The organism is Nocardia sp. NPDC055165, assembly GCF_053606985.1.
In genome coordinates, this window is sequence record NZ_JBSGSS010000001.1 from 610,511 (window position 1) to 625,563 (window position 15,053).

Genomic DNA, 15,053 nt, shown 5'->3' on the forward strand with positions numbered 1-15,053 from the left:
CAGCCGATGTGGTCAGTGCTCGGCACTGGGTTCGCTGATCCGCATCGGTCGGCGCACCCAGACCCAGGTGCCCGCGAAAGCCGCGATGAGCATGGGTTTGTTGAGGATCAGCGCGAGTGTGCCCAGTAGCACGACATTGTCGGCGAGATAGACCGGGCCCATGATCAGTACGTGCGCGAAGCAGAAGACGATCCATGCGGCGGTGATGCGGCGGTGCAGTTGTACCCGGGCAGCCGAATCGGATTGATCGGCAGGCTCGAAGCGGATCCGGCGGCAGATCGGCAAGGTCAGCGGTGTGGAGGTGAGCAGGCTCGCTGAGAAGGCCAGTGTCAACGCGGCGTAGAGGATCAGCGGCGGAAGGAAGAAGTCACGTCCTTCGCCGGTGGCAGCGGCCATCGCGGAGAACACCAGAACCAGCGCGGTCGAGGCGGCCACGACCTTGAGGCGGTCGCCGTGGTGTACGCGTAGCGCAGCGACGATCAACGCCGCGACGATCGCGACGACGACCCCGGCGATGATGCCGTGTAGCTGGAGGCCGACGAGGTAGCCCAGGATCGGGGCAGCGCCGTCGATCAGGTGGCGGGCACCGCCCATGGCGCGGATCTTGGCGAGCAGTTCGGAGACACCGGAGGCGCCGGTGTGCGATCGAGGATCGGATTCGGATGGATTGGTCACGGGATCAGCACCTTCGGTGAGCCGGAGTACAGCGGAGCGGGGGTCAGTCGGTGAGCGCGGGTGGCGGGGTTTCACCTGGGGTGCCGATCGCCGCGGCGGCGAGGGGGCCGCCGAAACGCTCTACGAGCACGGCCTGGTCAGCCTTGGCCTGCTTGTCGACGGTTTCGGTGGTTTCGGGGTCGAGGACCGCGGCAAGTTCGCTGGCCAGGTCCGCGAGCACAGCAGTGTGATCGGGGTCGGCGGCCAGGTCGACGCGCTGGTCGGGATCGTCGCTCACGTTGTACAACTCGGAGTCGAAACCGACATAGTGGTGCAGCGCGAAGTCGCCCTTGCGGATCAGGTACGCCGCGCTGGGTGCGCCCATCGCGTGGTACTCGCTGAACACCACGCGACCGTGATCGGTGGGCAAAGCCGCCAGATCCAGCAGGGAGCGGCCCGGCCGCGGCCGTGTTCCGGCCGAGTCCTCGACACCCGCCGCGTGCAGGATCGTGGGATACACATCGATCAGGCTGGCCGGGGTTCGGCAGACCGCTCCCGCCGCGACCCCCGGACCGGCCATGATGAGTGGGACACCCGACGACTCGGTGTACATCAGCGACTTGCCCCACAGCCCACGGCTGCCGACCATGTCGCCATGGTCGCTGGTATAGATGACCAGCGTGTTGTCCGCTCGGCCGCTGGCATCGAGCGCGCCGAGGATACGACCGAGATTGTGGTCGAGGTAGCTGACCAGACCGTAATAGGCGGCCGCTGCCCGGCGGCGCTCTTCCTCGGTGTTGGTGTCGTCGAGTCCGGGCAGCACCTCGGCGAAGGTCTGCACCCACGGATGGCGAGGGTTGCCCTGGTCGGGGCGCATCGTCGGCACCGGCATCTGCGCCGGGTCATACATTTCGAAGAACCGCGGCGGCGCCAGGTACGGAAAGTGCGGCGCCAGCAGCCCGGTGTAGAGCACCCAGGGTTCGCGGTGATTGTCGGCGTCGCCGAGCCACTCGCAGGTGCGGTCGGTGACCGCGGCGTCGTAGCGGGTGTAGTCGGAGTCCGCGCCGCCGGAAATACTGACCATCAGCGGGGCATTGTCGCGGCGCGGCAACGGATCCCGCACCGAGCCCCATACCTGGCCGATACCGTCCTTGAGGTGCATCGGCACATGCTGGGCATCGAATCCGGTCGGATCGGAACTGTTGCGATAGTGCAGCTTCCCGACCGACTCCACCCGTCGCCCGGCGCGCTGGAGCTGATGTCCCCAGCCTTGCACGACTCCGTCGTAGCCCATGGCGTTGTCCCAGTACCCGGTCTGATGGGGGTACAGACCGGTGGCGAAGGCGGCCCGCGACGGGACACAGATCGGGCTGGCGCAGTACGCGGAATCGAACCGCGTTCCCCGGGCTGCAAGAGCGTCCATGTTCGGGGTGTGGACGAGCGCATTGCCGTCCGCGCCGAGAATCTTCGGGTTGTGCTGATCGGACATGACGACGAGTACGTTCATCGGTTGCTCGGACACCGGCGAGGTCCTCTCTTTCTCGGTTGGGCCAGGGCCGAGGTCGCCCGGGCATGGTGGAAATCGATCAGCGGGCCACGCGAAATCCGGTGTTGCCGCTGGTGGAGTCGGGCTCGTTGTGGATGCGGGCCGCGACGCGGTAGCGGTTGCAGTAGCTGTCGTGACACAGGTACGACCCGCCACGCAGCACCCTCGTCGTGCCGTCGACAGGGCCTCGCGGGTTGTCCACGAGGCCGCGCGGGTGATCGGTGCTCCAGCGATCGGCGCACCACTCCCACACGTTGCCGACCATGTTGTGCAGCCCGAAACCGTTGGGGGCGAAGGCGTCCACAGGCGCGGTTCCGCGGTATCCGTCGTCGGCGGTGTTGTGCGCCGGGAAACGTCCGCGGAAGATATTGCAGCGGTGGGATCCGTCCGGGGCCAGTTCGTCTCCCCATGGGTAGCGTGCCTGGTCCAGGCCCCCGCGGGCGGCGTATTCCCACTCGGCTTCGGTCGGCAACCGGGTCCCGGCCCATCGGCAGTAGGCCTGCGCATCTCGCCAGGACACGTGGACGACCGGGTGCTGGGCGCGTGCGGAGATATCGCTGCCAGGGCCTTCCGGCGCCCACCAACTCGCGCCGGGCACGGCACACCACCATGGCGTGGCGTCCGGGCGACGAGCGACGCGCCGCAGCGACGCGGGCAGGAACCCGGCGAAAACGTAGGACCAGCCGAAGCGCTCGGCATCACTGGTATGGCCGGTCGCGGAGACGAAAGCTGCGAATTGGCCGTTCGTCACGGTGTGCGCGGCGATCTCGAAGCTGTGCACCCGCACCGGACGCACAGGTCCCTCGCCATCGGCGCGGTAGCACTCCGGGCCCGCACTACCCATCGCGAACTGCGCACCGGCCACCGCGACCAGATGTGACAGTGTCCCGATATCGCCGGGGCCGGTACCCGCAAGGGCCGCAGCTGACGCACTGATCGGATTCGCGGGTGGGATGACGTTGTCGTCCCGGTCAGGCCTCGGAGCGCAGCAGTTCACAGGTTCAGTCCGATCGTGGTGGCTGCCGCGGAGAATGCAACCGTGACAGCAGTGGTCGCGACCACCACGCCGATGGGGCGGGGGCTGCGTGCGCGAAGGGCACGTCCGCGCAGGTGACAGGCGATCGCGGCGACGACCAGCACCAGTGCCGCTGCTGCGGCAATCAGCCAAGCGGTAGGGCTGGTCATGGCGGCGTGGGTGACGATGGCGAACGCGACAACTGCCGCGAGCGTGGTGCGCCGCCACGCCAGCACGGTCCGCTCGACAGCCAGACCCGCGTCGGGCGCCCACACCCTCGATACGGTCATGACACCAACACCGCGGTGCCCGCCGCGAGCGCGACACCGGTGACTCCGACTGCCAGCACCGGGACCAACGCGGATCCGGGCAGGTGATCGCCGCGCTGCATCGCGGTCTCGACGCGTCGCCACTGCCGAAGGGCTACCGCCGCGATCACCACCGCCAAGCCCGCGCAGGAAACGGCGATGGCACGACGAAACCCTGACGTCGAGAACTGCTCTGCCAGGGTCCGCACCGCCACCCCGCCTGCCAGCAGACCGAGTGCGGTTCGGATCCACGCCAGAAACGTCCGCTCGTTGGCCAGGCTGAATCGGTAGTCCAGCGGCTCGATCGCGCTGCCCTTCGGCGACTCGTCTCGGTCGGCGTTCTCACTCGCCACGTTCACACGTCCTCGTTCACATCTACCCAATAGTTATTGGACATACTGCCCATAATTGGCCTTCGTGTCGAGCGAATGTGCAGATCTCAGATATTCGTGACTCACGACACATTCAGGGTTGACGAGTGACATGGCCCACGGCTAGCGTCTTGCGCTTGTCGCCCGTTAGTAAACACCACGTCTATTACCGACACTATGTCCAAGACAGTGGATCGCGGCGACGGCCGTCGGGCGTACTTCAGTTGCCCTCGCAGAGAACGGAATTCGAACACCATGCACTTCAGGACAGCCGCAGCCGCTGCGCTACTGACTGTCGGCGCTGTCGCCGCGGCAACCGGAATCGCCCATGCCGAGCCCACCCCCACCTCGGAGGTGCACTACGCCGCGACTCAGTCCGGCAAGTCGGCCGTAGTCACCGTCGACGCAGGCTCGCTGCTCATCGACCAAGACCGGTTGCAGGTCAAAGGCCAGCAGGGGCAGCTATTGGCGAGCATGCCCCTGTCGTTCCACCTCGACGACAAGATCCTGCCCATCGAGGCAACCGTCGAGGGTCGCACCGCGACGCTCACGCCGGTCACCGACCCAGCTCGCGCGGTCACCGCCACCGCGATCGCTTCCCTCGAGGATGTCGCCGCACGCACCCGAGAGGAACGCGACCGCGAGGCTTTCACCAAGATGGACGGTCAGATCCGCTTCAGTGTCATGGTCGGCGCCATCATCGGCGGCGTTCTCGCCGGTGGCGTCGGATGCGTCGTCGGCGGTGTCGTCGCAGCCCCCACCGCGGTCCTGACCGCGATCTTCGGGCCGCTCGCCGGCTGCGTCGCGGGGGCACTGGCGATGGCACCGGTCGGCGCGTTGGGCGGAACACTGTTCGTCGCCGCACCCGTCGCGCTGGCCTCAGCCCTGCAGTACTTCGCCACCATCAATTCCCCCATGCCGCGGGCTACCCCAGAAACCCGCTGAGTCGCCGCTGCCAGGATGCGGACCCGGCGACAAACAAGGGTCCGCATCCCTGCGACGCGTGGTCAAGGACGCGGCGGCGGTTCGTCATCGAAGCCCGACGCCCAATACCGGCCGCGCAGCGACAGATTCAGGAGTTGATCGGTGACTTCCTCGGCGCTGAGCGTGCTCTCCGACTCGAGCCACCACGACAGCGTGGCGACCAATTCCCCCACCCAGGCACGCGCCAGCACCTCGGCATCGATACGCAACTCGACCCCCTGAGCAGCCGCGCGCGCGGAAAAGATCTCCACCGCGGCACCACTGCGATCGTCGGAGAAACGACGCAAGGCGCGCCCATCCCCCGCCCCACGCAGCACCACCCGGAAAGCATCACGTTCCTCGGCCGCGTACCGGAACAACTCCAATACCGGCTTACCGGTGAAGCCTCTCACCGAACCGGCGACCAGCGGCTGCAGCCTGCGCTGCATCTCTTCGATCAACTCGGTGACGAGGTGATCGAGCAGCGCGTCCTTGTCGGCGTAGTGGGTGTAGAACGTTGCCCGGCCCAGGTCGGCCGCCTCGGTGATGTCCTCCACGGTCACCCCGGAGAAGCCTCGTTCGAGCACCAGCGCGACGAAAGCTTCCCTGAGCAGCCGACGCGTACGACGGGTCCGACGATCCTCAGCCACTGCAAGACCTTTCCCTGGGCACTCATCGGGATCCTACCGAGATAGACAACGTGAACAAATATTGTCATCACGTTCAAGCATTGCCGAGCAACCGTGTGGTCCAACCGATCGCATCACAGCCATCCGGGCCCGCGACCCGGCTTCGTCCAGGCGCAGCAGCAACTGGAACTCGTCGCCCACAGCCCACAGCGCGTCCGTCATATCCGCGATCGCCCGGGCGGGCGGTTGCGCGGTGTCGATACCGTCGAGTGCCCGACCGATTCCGGTCACAAGTGTGGGTTTCTGTGGGGCGCTTCCACACCGAGCTAAGTCGCGAAAGCAGGCCGATCACGCGATCGAGTGTGTCGTCGTAGCGTTCATCGGAATCCGACGAATCCCGCCTGGGGGGCAGAATGCCCCTGCTCGACAGCCGGTCCACGACATAGTCTGGACTGATGGCACGGCTGCCGGAATTCAGGAGCGAGCTGGTTCTGGGTCCGTTGCTGCGTCACGTCGGCGAATGCGACGCCACCGTCTGGGTCGAGACCTCCGCACCGTGCACTGTCGAGGTCCTCGGCCACCACGAACACACCTGGACCATCGCCGGACACCATTACGCTCTCGTCCTGATTACAGGACTGGCGGCCGGTTCCGTCACGCGGTACGAGGTCAGTCTCGATGGGACGCGCGTCTGGCCGCTGCCCGACGCCCCGTACCCGTCCGTCATTCGCACGCTCAGAGGCGACGCCGATCTGATCCTCGCCTTCGGCTCGTGCCGATTCGCCACACCGACCGCGACGCAGGACAACGACCACTTCGACGCCGACGCTCTCGACGCCTATGCGCGGCGAGTCATGCAACGCCCGCCCGAAGATCTGCCCGACGCATTGTTGCTACTCGGCGACCAGGTTTACGCCGATGAGCTGTCCCCGGAGATCCTCCGGCGCATCGACGAGGTGCACGACCTCGACCAACCGCCGGGCGCCCAGATCCGCAACTTCGAGGAGTACACGTGGCTCTATTCCGAGTCATGGTCCGACCCGCAGGTGCGCTGGCTGCTGTCCACGGTTCCGTCGTCGATGATCTTCGACGACCACGACGTCATCGACGACTGGAACACCTCGACATCGTGGCGTGACGAGATCGAGGCCACCGGCTGGTGGGAGGAACGCATCGTGGGCGCGTTGTCGTCGTACTGGATCTACCAGCACCTGGGCAACCTCTCGCCCGCGGCCCTGGCCGACGACGAGCTCTACCAGCGGATCCGATCCGAGGGCGGCGACTGCGCGGAGTTACTCCGCGATTTCGCGTCCGCAGCGGACGAAGAAGCCGACGGCGCCAAGGGTGCGCAATGGTCGTATCGCCGCGATCTCGGCACCACCCGGCTGCTCGTCATCGATTCCCGGTGCGGACGCATACTCGGCGGCGGCACGCGGTCGATGGTCTCCGAGCCCGAGTTCTCGTGGATCGAACGACAGACCGAGGGCGACTACGACCACCTGCTGGTGGGGAGCTCGCTCCCGTGGCTGCTGCCGCGCGCCCTCCACGACCTGGAGTCGTGGAATGAGCGCATGTCCTCAGGGGTCCGCGGCCGACGTGTGGCCGGATGGTCCGAAAGATTGCGGCGTTCAGCCGATCTGGAACACTGGGCCGCGTTCCGAGAGTCATTCGACCGGCTCGCCCAACTCGTCGCCCGCGTCGGGCGCGGACAGTGCAGCAGCCCGGGGGGACGGGCGCCCGCCACGATCTGCGTGCTGTCCGGCGACGTTCACCACGCCTATGCCGCGCAAGCGCAGTTCCCCGACGCCGTGCGATCCCGGGTCTACCAGCTGACCTGTTCGCCGATGCACAACTACGTTCCGACCGCCATGAAGGCGATCTTCCGGGTCTCGTGGAGTCGGGCCGCCGAACGGGTGACGCGTTTCCTCCTGGACCGGGTGTCCACCGTTCCCCCGGTGTCGGTCGAGTGGAGTCGGGTCACCGGCCCCTTCTTCGGCAACCAGATAGCGACGCTGCATCTGCGCGGCCGGACCAGCCGCCTCGTGCTGGAGCAGATGAGCACCGACGGCGGCCGTCCACATTTGACGACGGTCGCGGACGTGGTGCTGTCGACCGAGACGGACGGCTCGCCCCACAGCGGTATACGCCGAGATCCATGAAGGGCCGGGTCGCGGCGAGTCGGCCCTCGTCGTGCGGTGACCGGCTTCCGATGCAAAGAGCGACCCCGACATCGCGGCAATCCACAACCTGATCTCCTCGGTGCTGATCGCAACAGGCTCAGGGCCGCGCTCGCGCACTCACCTCCAATGACATGGCCGCCGCGTTGGATATCACGGCACCGAGGTTGTGGAAATCGCCGTGCACACCGGATCGGCGGCATCGAAACGGCCGGGTGAGCGGGTCGCGTGAGTCGACATGCCGCTCGCACCGCCGCTACCGGTGGTTTCGCCTGCGCGGTCCAGTGCGCGAAAGCTCCCGATGAACGGGATACCCCGTCTTTGATTCGGGCAAGTAGCTGCTTCTGTGAGACGCGACACTCCGAATTCCGGTTCTTCGACATACCGGAATTGGCGTTCGCCACAATGAAAGGCATTACCACCCATGCGAATTCGACCTCTTCGATTGTCCATTGCCGTGATGGCGGTCGCGGCCACAAGCGCTACCAGCGGCGTCGCGTCCGCCGATATCGACTTCGGCAGTTCCGGCAGCAGCTCCGGCAGCAGCGGCGACATGGTCATCACCCTGGTGCGCCATGCCGAGTCCCTCGGTAACACCTCCGGCCTGATCGACACCAAGGTGCCCGGACCCGACCTGACCTCACGTGGCCGGTCACAGGCAGACAATCTGGCCATCCAGCTGGGCGACAAGAACTACGACTGCGCCTTCGCGTCCAACATGGTGCGTACCGAGCAGACCGCGGCACCGACCGTCGCAAAGCAGGACCTGAGCCTCGACATTCAGCCCGGTTTCCGGGAGATCGAGGCAGGCCAGTACGAGGGCACCCCGGAGGCCGAGGCGATGTCCGGGTACCTACAGGCGCCGATCAAGTGGCTCTCCGGCGACCTGAGCGCACGGATTCCAGGCTCCATCGACGGCAACGAGTTCGACGGCCGCGTCGATCAGGCACTGCTCGATGTGCAGCGCCGCGGCTGCGCCAACCCGGTGATCTTCTCGCACGGCGGCACCATCATGTTCTGGTCGATGATGAACGCCGCCAACGCCGACAAGAGCAAACTCGGCACCGATCCGATGCGCAACGGCGGCCGCGTCGTCCTCGAGGGCAGCCCGCAGAAGGGCTGGAAGATTGTCGAGTGGGTCGGCCACCCGGACCTGGGCTGATTCACCCTTCCGTGCCCCGGATGCCACCGACACAATCGATGGCACCGGGGCACGGTTGTCTCTCAGCCCAGGAGCGCCCGTGGCGCAGTCGTCCACCGCGGCGGGGCACTGGCATAGTCAGGGAAGCGCCGGCCGAGCGCACGGTCCACAGCGCTGATGCTCGCGCGACGGTCACCGCCGAAGCGCAACCACCCGCGCCAGCGATACCCGTCCCGGTCCAGGCCGGACCGTGGTGAACCGAAGGGATTTCTGTCCATGACCGTCGTGAAAGTGCAACGCAGCATCGACGCCCCGATCGAAGCGGTGTTCGACGCCTACACCGACCATGCGGCGCTGGCGCTGGTGCCCGGCATCGTGTCGGCCGCTGTGGTCCGGCCCGGCGACACCGAACCGAACGGGCTCGGCGCGATCCGCGAGGTGAACGCCGGCATCGCCTGGTTCCGGGAGGAGATCACCGCCTTCGACCGGCCCGTCCTGATGGAGTACAGGATCCGCAAGGCGCGGCCACCGTTGCAGCACAAACTCGGCCGGGTCGAGTTCGAGTCGACCTCGCCAGGCACGACCCTTGTCACTTGGACATCGGAGTTCGATTCACCCGTGCGGGGTATCGGATTCGTGTTCGGTCCCGCCGGCAAACTCATCGCGTCGGCCGGGTTCAGCTGGGTCTTGAAATGTCTCGACAACCGCATCGGGTCCTGACTGTCACCAGCGTCGCGGATCCGGATCCCAGTTCCTCGGCGTGATTCATCGGTGCTCCGGATTGTCGAAGTCGGGCCTGCATCCGGCGTCCCACTCGCTGCGCTGGTTTCCGAAGGCCGGGATTCCGCCGTTGCGCCGCAGCATGGCCGCCACGTGCATGAGGTTGAAGGTCATAAACGACGTATTACGGTTGGTGAAATCGTTGTCCGGTCCGCCCGAATCCGGATCGAGATAGGACGGACCCGGACCGACCGACCCGATCCATCCGGCATCGGCCTGCGGCGGAATGGTGTATCCGAGGTGCTGCAGGCTGTAGAGGATATTCATCGCGCAGTGCTTGATACCGTCTTCGTTACCGGTGATCAGACACCCCGCTGCCCGCCCGTAGTAAGCGTATTGACCGGCATCGTTGAGCAGCGACGAGCATCCGTAGAGGCGTTCGATCACCCGTTTCATCACCGAACTGTTGTCGCCCAGCCAGATCGGGCCGCACAAAACCAGGATGTCGGCGTCGAGCACGCGCGCGAAGATCTGCGGCCATTCATCGGTCGGGGCTCCGTGCTCGGTCATGTCAGGCCACACTCCGGTCGCGATATCGTGGTCGACCGCGCGCAGTTCCTCGACTTCGACACCGCGCCGACGCATGATCTGCGCACTCAACCGCACCAGCCCGTCGGTATTGCTGGGCTCGGGCGAACGTTTGAGCGTGCAATTGATGAACAGCGCGCGCAGATCGTCGAAGCGCGGGCCCGGTTCGGTCACCGCCTCGGGCCCGGTCATCGCCTCGGCCCGACTCGAAGGCCGAGCACCCGGCAAAGCAGTGGGCGGTGGTAGTCGCGGGGGTTGTGGTGCGGCACTGGTGCTCCCATCTCTTTGGTGTGACTGTTCGATCACTCGAGTCGCTGGAGCGCGGCGGATTTCGTCGCGAACGAGCGACGGCGGCGTGTCGGTCAGTCGGCGAAGATGCCTTTCAGCATCCCGGTGGCCTGACCGACCTCGATCAGGTAGCCGTCGGGGTCACGCAGGTAGCACCGTAGTTCGGCCTTGCGGTCCAGCGGCTCGGTCAAGAATTGTGCGCCTTTGGCGGTGACGTCGGCATAGAAAGCGGCGATGTCGGCGACCCGCACGTTGAGAAACGACGAGACCACCTCGCCGGCCGTCGGCGGTGCCAGTGTGATGTCGGGCTTGTCCGGGGTTGGTCCACCGCCGGGATTCATGATGATCCAGCTGTTGGCGACCTTGACGATAGCCGGATTTTCCGCGAGAACGACCTGGCCGCCGAGGATGTCGGCGTAGAAATCGCGCGAGCGGACCACATCGCGCACGGTCAGGAAATGGGTGAGGATCAGACCCTGTTCGGGTGCGGGGAGGTCTGGGCGACTGGTCACGAGGGCTCCTTCGGTTCGAGTTACCGTGCGCGTTCCCACTACCGATCTGTTGACACACTCGCTGCGCCGCGGTGCGACCAGCGACTGCCCGGCCCCGCCTGGGAACGACGCTCACGCCGCAGGCTTGGTCAGGGCCGCTGGGATACCCGCTCTTCGCCGCCGCCGAACTGTGGACGGGCGCGAGCTCCAACGGCGCCCTGGACGACCGGCGCTGGGCTCGTGCGCATCAGCCACAGCGCAGCGGCGAGCGTCAGCACCCAGCCGATCACTTCGATGAGCAGATGATCTGTCGCATCGGGAACGGATTGCAGCAGGTACACCCGGACGCTGTTGATCGCTCCGTGCGTCATGACTGCCGGCCAGACACTCCCCGACCGCCAGCGAAGTGCTAGAAGCAGCGGCGCCCACGGCAGCATGCCCGCGAAATAGATGACGATGTCCCACGGTGGGCGGTCTCTGATCACGGCGATCACCGGCAGGTGCCAGACGATCCAGACCACACCGCTGGCAAGGGCCAGCGGCCAGAATCCCCATGACGCGGCGCGGGTCGCCAGCCAGCCGCGCCAGCCGAACTCCTCTCCGACAGCGAAGACCGACTGCAGGAGGAAGACCGGAACGACCCATACTGTCGCCGCCAAGATCTGGTCGAGCGGGTTGAGCGGCCAGATCCCCGATGCCAGTGCGATGCAGGCCTGGATGGCGGCGATCGCGGTGATGAGGCCGATGCCGATGCCTGCCCACTTGGGTGTGCCGCGCCACCCGGTGGCGAAAGTTTCGCCGAACGTTCCGGGTCGTCGGGCGAGCCACATGATGATCGCCGCGAGCAGCGGGGTCATTTGCAGGATCGGAACGATCAGGTTGTCGAAGTCCGTGGAGACCAGCCGAAAGACCATCGGAACAGACAGCGTGTAGCACAGCACGATGGCGATCGCTAAGAACCACGCGACTTCGAGGAAATTCGATCCGGTAGCACTACCGCGCGCACGGACTGTCGTCATGACTGCTCCTCCTCGCGCTCGATGAGCGGGTCGATGGGCTGGACCGGTACCACCGGCGCCTGGCCGGCGAAGGCCGCCAGCGTCCGGTCGATCCATGCGATGACGTCGGCCAGGATGGCCGGCCCCTCGGCTTCCTCCTCCAACCCGTGGTAGACGCCCGGACAGGTCCTCAGCGTCGCCGACGGCACGAGGTCGACCACCCGGCGGCTGGCGGAGAGCGGATTGATCAGATCGGCGTCGCCGTGAACCACGAGTAGTGGTACCGCGACTCGGGTGGCAGCCGATGCCACGCGATCCATCTGTGCCAAGACATCGATCGCGAAGCGTGCGGTCGCTCGCCCATGGACCAAGGGATCGGCGTACCGTTCGGCGACGACGCCGGGGTCGCGATTGACACGCTCGAACCGCAGCCCGTTCGGCAACGTCAGGGTGGCGAAGGCGCCGCCGAGGCTCCTGACCACGGCCACCTTCAGCCGCTGATTCCGCAGCTCCGAGTCGAAAGCGGGTCCGGTCACCACCACCGCGGCCACGTCCGTCCCCGGCCGGTCCGCTGCGTAGAGGAACGCGTAGAGCCCGCCCAGGCTGTGGCCGTACAGCACGACCGGCGCGCCGCCCGTTCGCGCACGCTCGTGTGCGATGAGATGGTCCACTGCCCGCGCCGTCGACTGGTATCGGACGTCGCCGCGGCGTCCTTCGGATCGCCCGAATCCTTCGTAGTCCATGGCAAGCACGGAGAAGCCGGCCGCGGTGAACAACCGAGCCGTGCTGTCGTAGCGGGCGGCGTGCTCGCCGAGACCGTGCATGATGACGACACTGGCCCGCGCGGGCCCGCTCGGGACCCAGTGGAGTGAGGTGAGTCGGGGGCCGCCGCCGTCCGGTGTGAAGGAGTCGAAGATGGGTGATGTGTTCACGAGCAGTTCCTTTCGGGTCTGCTCGAGCCTCGCCGCTTCGCCTCGGTCCAGGATTGGACCAACCTGCTAGGTCGGCAGGATCTCCCAGCGGATCGTGCTGAACGCGGTGGGAGGGCCGCCGAAGGTTCGGCGACACGTCCTCGTGAGATGGGAGCTGTCGGTGAACCCCGCCAGGTGAGCCGCATCGGTGAGCGTCCGGCCCTGCGCGACCGCTGCGGTCGCCCGGAGCAGCCGGAGCCATCTCACGTAGGCCCGGAAGGTGATTCCGAGGTCCTGGGCGAAGAGATGGGACAGCCGGCTCTCCGACAGATGAACGGTCGCGGCGAGGTCGCGAAGCCGGATGGGTCGTGAGTCCAGCTCGGTCTGAAGGTGGCTGCGCGCGGCGGCGACTCCCGGATGAAGCGGGTGCGAGGTGTTCCCGGGAGAGCGCAGGCGCCCCTCCACGTACGCGCTGTGCCCCTTGATCAGGGTCTGTCCCGCGTGATCCCAGGCACGAGCGTGGGACGGATCGTCGACCAGCTCGATCAGCTCGGCGCCCAGAGACGACTCGGGCTCGACGTGCGCCACGACGCCCCAGGCGCCGGCGGCGCTGAACGCGTGCGACTGATCGGCGGGAACGATCGCCGCGTTCGTCCGTCGCTGACGGCCCTGGAGATCCTCGATGACGAACGTCCCCTGGTGGGCGACGGCCACCTGCACGGAGTGGTGAGAATGTCCCGGCAAACTTCCCAGCGGACCCTCGATCTCGAGTACACCGGGACGCATGCGCCCTGTGCCGGACCACCGTGAGATCAATGGCTGTCGCTCGTCGGACGCGTGCATCGGCTGAAATATACGCGGCACGGGAGCGCTCCGACACGGCCGCGAAACGGCGGCCCCTGAAACGTCACCGTGGATGGCCATCTGGTCAGGATGGATGACGGGTCCGGCGGCGTCATCGAGTCTGGGACGATCCCTGTAGGTCAGGGATAACTGGAGGTTGCCGGTCCACCCGTCGAACAACGGCGGCGCATCCCGGCGGGTGCGAGGCGACTGGTTCTGGCCGCCAGCGATCGAGTCGATCTGCCTGCCATCCCTGCGGGTCCGCCGCCACGCCGGGGCCTTGATCCCGGCGCAAAGCTTGTCCGGAACCGGTCACGCGCCAGGATCGATAAGGATCTTGCCTTCCACCTGCCCGGCGGCGAGCCGATCCAGTGATGCGCCCAGATGCGCGAGTCCTACCGGGGTTTCGGCGAATTCGGTGCCGAGCAGCGGGTCTGCCGCGAGGATGTGCAATGCGGCAGGGAGGTCGGTGTCGCAGACGTGGGCCAACGTCGTGTCGAGGGTGATCTCGCGGAAGATCATCGAGTGCATGTCGAGGGCGGGCTTGTCCTTGGGAATGCCGACGGCTTGGACACGGCCGCCGTCGATGACCATCTCGAGTGCCGCCGCCAGCTGGCCGGGCGCCCCGCTTGCCTCGATCACGACGTCGGGTTTGCGGCCGTCGAGTGCGTCAGTGACATCGGCAGCGATGGACTCCGACGGAGTGAGGGTGCGATCGGCGCCCAGACGTTGCGCGCGGTCGAGGCGGCTGCCGGGGAAATCGATGACGGTGATGTCGAACTCGCCGAGGTGCCGCAGACCGGCGAGGACGAACGAGCCGATCGCGCCGGCACCGATGATGACGACGTTGTCGCCCTCGCGCGCACCGGACCGGCGAGCCGCATGGATGCCGACAGACAGGGGTTGGGCGAGTCCGGCGTGGTCCAGGGACAACCCGGTGGGCAACGGACGCAGTGTCTTCGTCGGGACGGCGACGAATTCGGCCATCCCGCCGTGGACGTTCAGCCCGAGGGTTCGGTACCGCGTGCACTGGTTGGTTCGGCCTTCGCCACATCGTCGGCATTTGCCGCACCAGACACCGGCGCCACTGGCGACCAGGCTGCCCTCGGTGAGGCCGGAACCCGGGTCGGCTTCGACGATCTCGCCGACGAATTCGTGGCCGGGGATGATCGGGCCGAGGTGCCCGCTGTGGGGGTGGCGGCGTTGCACGGGAAAGGTTTTCGGTCCGGCGGTCCACTCGGAGGCGTCGGTCCCGCAGATTCCCGAGCGCAGGACCCGCAGGAGTGTTTCCCCGGTGCCCGGAGCGGGGATGTCGACTTCTTCGAGCCGGATATCGCGGGGGCCGTAGTAGACGGCGGCTTGCATCGTCGATGGCACAGCAGTGTCTTCCTCGTCGAGATGGTGGACAGG

Annotated in this window: 17 protein-coding genes; 4 read left to right on the plus strand and 13 right to left on the minus strand. The window is 66.7% G+C overall.

Going from position 1 to position 15,053, the window contains the following annotated elements:
• Positions 1-12: 12 nt before the first annotated feature.
• The 5 genes from ACWFRF_RS02990 to ACWFRF_RS03010 form a co-directional block, all read right to left on the minus strand.
• Positions 13-675 carry a DUF3159 domain-containing protein gene (locus ACWFRF_RS02990; protein WP_379315444.1) on the minus strand — a complete coding sequence of 221 codons (663 nt, stop codon included), beginning with the start codon at positions 673-675 and terminating at the stop codon, positions 13-15.
• A 43-nt stretch (positions 676-718) separates the two neighbouring features.
• On the minus strand, positions 719-2,176 hold the full coding sequence (locus ACWFRF_RS02995; RefSeq protein ID WP_452448689.1) for a sulfatase-like hydrolase/transferase: 1,458 nt from the start codon (positions 2,174-2,176) through the stop codon (positions 719-721).
• A 64-nt stretch (positions 2,177-2,240) separates the two neighbouring features.
• Positions 2,241-3,197, minus strand: a complete 957-nt coding sequence (locus ACWFRF_RS03000) for a formylglycine-generating enzyme family protein (protein WP_452448690.1) — start codon at positions 3,195-3,197, stop codon at positions 2,241-2,243.
• Positions 3,194-3,505, minus strand: coding sequence for a DUF202 domain-containing protein (locus ACWFRF_RS03005; protein WP_452448691.1), 312 nt, complete (start codon positions 3,503-3,505; stop codon positions 3,194-3,196). Before ACWFRF_RS03005 ends, ACWFRF_RS03000 begins: the two co-directional genes overlap by 4 nt.
• On the minus strand, positions 3,502-3,876 hold the full coding sequence (locus ACWFRF_RS03010) for a YidH family protein (protein ID WP_452448835.1): 375 nt from the start codon (positions 3,874-3,876) through the stop codon (positions 3,502-3,504). Before ACWFRF_RS03010 ends, ACWFRF_RS03005 begins: the two co-directional genes overlap by 4 nt.
• A 273-nt stretch (positions 3,877-4,149) precedes the next feature.
• Between ACWFRF_RS03010 and ACWFRF_RS03015 the strand changes: the two genes are divergently transcribed.
• A complete protein-coding gene (locus ACWFRF_RS03015; RefSeq protein ID WP_452448692.1) occupies positions 4,150-4,839 on the plus strand; it encodes a hypothetical protein in 690 nt (229 codons plus the stop codon).
• A gap of 62 nt (positions 4,840-4,901) precedes the next feature.
• Here the strand turns inward: ACWFRF_RS03015 and ACWFRF_RS03020 are convergent, their stop codons facing one another.
• Entirely contained in the window at positions 4,902-5,507 is a 606-nt protein-coding gene (locus tag ACWFRF_RS03020; protein ID WP_452448693.1) for a TetR/AcrR family transcriptional regulator, read from the minus strand.
• Positions 5,508-5,941: 434 nt separating this feature from the next.
• On the opposite strand from ACWFRF_RS03020, the gene ACWFRF_RS03025 reads away from it, so the two are divergent.
• Positions 5,942-7,645 carry an alkaline phosphatase D family protein gene (locus ACWFRF_RS03025; RefSeq protein ID WP_452448694.1) on the plus strand — a complete coding sequence of 568 codons (1,704 nt, stop codon included), beginning with the start codon at positions 5,942-5,944 and terminating at the stop codon, positions 7,643-7,645.
• 171 nt (positions 7,646-7,816) lie between these two features.
• On the opposite strand, the gene ACWFRF_RS03030 is transcribed toward ACWFRF_RS03025, so the two are convergent.
• Positions 7,817-8,218 (minus strand): hypothetical protein, encoded by a 402-nt coding sequence (locus tag ACWFRF_RS03030; RefSeq protein ID WP_452448695.1) that lies wholly within the window; start codon positions 8,216-8,218, stop codon positions 7,817-7,819.
• Here ACWFRF_RS03030 and ACWFRF_RS03035 point away from each other — a divergent pair.
• Together ACWFRF_RS03035 and ACWFRF_RS03040 are read left to right on the plus strand one after the other, a co-directional pair.
• Entirely contained in the window at positions 8,217-8,825 is a 609-nt protein-coding gene (locus ACWFRF_RS03035) for a histidine phosphatase family protein (protein ID WP_379314923.1), read from the plus strand. The two genes, ACWFRF_RS03030 and ACWFRF_RS03035, sit on opposite strands and share 2 nt — an antisense overlap.
• Before the next feature lie 255 nt (positions 8,826-9,080).
• Positions 9,081-9,524 (plus strand): SRPBCC family protein, encoded by a 444-nt coding sequence (locus ACWFRF_RS03040; protein ID WP_379314922.1) that lies wholly within the window; start codon positions 9,081-9,083, stop codon positions 9,522-9,524.
• Positions 9,525-9,569: 45 nt separating this feature from the next.
• Here ACWFRF_RS03040 and ACWFRF_RS03045 read toward each other — a convergent pair whose 3' ends face one another.
• The 6 genes from ACWFRF_RS03045 to ACWFRF_RS03070 form a co-directional block, all read right to left on the minus strand.
• The gene (locus tag ACWFRF_RS03045) at positions 9,570-10,304 is read right to left on the minus strand and encodes a flavodoxin family protein (RefSeq protein ID WP_378992835.1); all 735 of its coding nucleotides are present in this window, start codon (positions 10,302-10,304) and stop codon (positions 9,570-9,572) included.
• A 170-nt stretch (positions 10,305-10,474) separates the two neighbouring features.
• Positions 10,475-10,912, minus strand: a complete 438-nt coding sequence (locus ACWFRF_RS03050) for a VOC family protein (RefSeq protein WP_452448696.1) — start codon at positions 10,910-10,912, stop codon at positions 10,475-10,477.
• A 128-nt stretch (positions 10,913-11,040) separates the two neighbouring features.
• On the minus strand, positions 11,041-11,910 hold the full coding sequence (locus tag ACWFRF_RS03055) for a CPBP family intramembrane glutamic endopeptidase (protein ID WP_452448697.1): 870 nt from the start codon (positions 11,908-11,910) through the stop codon (positions 11,041-11,043).
• Entirely contained in the window at positions 11,907-12,821 is a 915-nt protein-coding gene (locus tag ACWFRF_RS03060; RefSeq protein WP_452448698.1) for an alpha/beta hydrolase, read from the minus strand. The genes ACWFRF_RS03055 and ACWFRF_RS03060 overlap by 4 nt, the downstream gene beginning before the upstream one ends.
• A gap of 66 nt (positions 12,822-12,887) precedes the next feature.
• Positions 12,888-13,643 (minus strand): helix-turn-helix transcriptional regulator, encoded by a 756-nt coding sequence (locus tag ACWFRF_RS03065; RefSeq protein WP_452448700.1) that lies wholly within the window; start codon positions 13,641-13,643, stop codon positions 12,888-12,890.
• A gap of 312 nt (positions 13,644-13,955) precedes the next feature.
• Complete coding sequence (locus ACWFRF_RS03070) at positions 13,956-15,020, minus strand: zinc-dependent alcohol dehydrogenase (RefSeq protein WP_452448701.1); 1,065 nt, start codon at positions 15,018-15,020, stop codon at positions 13,956-13,958.
• Positions 15,021-15,053: the final 33 nt, after the last annotated feature.

Excerpts from the sequence above, each read along its gene's own strand:
- ACWFRF_RS03005 (WP_452448691.1), bottom strand. The coding sequence starts at position 3,505 with ATGACCGTATCGAGGGTGTGGGCGCCCGACGCGGGTCTGGCTGTCGAG.
- ACWFRF_RS03015 (WP_452448692.1), top strand. The coding sequence starts at position 4,150 with ATGCACTTCAGGACAGCCGCAGCCGCTGCGCTACTGACTGTCGGCGCT.
- ACWFRF_RS03025 (WP_452448694.1), top strand. The coding sequence starts at position 5,942 with ATGGCACGGCTGCCGGAATTCAGGAGCGAGCTGGTTCTGGGTCCGTTG.
- ACWFRF_RS03035 (WP_379314923.1), top strand. The coding sequence starts at position 8,217 with ATGGTCATCACCCTGGTGCGCCATGCCGAGTCCCTCGGTAACACCTCC.
- ACWFRF_RS03030 (WP_452448695.1), bottom strand. The coding sequence starts at position 8,218 with ATGTCGCCGCTGCTGCCGGAGCTGCTGCCGGAACTGCCGAAGTCGATA.
- ACWFRF_RS03040 (WP_379314922.1), top strand. The coding sequence starts at position 9,081 with ATGACCGTCGTGAAAGTGCAACGCAGCATCGACGCCCCGATCGAAGCG.
- ACWFRF_RS03045 (WP_378992835.1), bottom strand. The coding sequence starts at position 10,304 with ATGACCGGGCCCGAGGCGGTGACCGAACCGGGCCCGCGCTTCGACGAT.
- ACWFRF_RS03055 (WP_452448697.1), bottom strand. The coding sequence starts at position 11,910 with ATGACGACAGTCCGTGCGCGCGGTAGTGCTACCGGATCGAATTTCCTC.
- ACWFRF_RS03065 (WP_452448700.1), bottom strand. The coding sequence starts at position 13,643 with ATGCACGCGTCCGACGAGCGACAGCCATTGATCTCACGGTGGTCCGGC.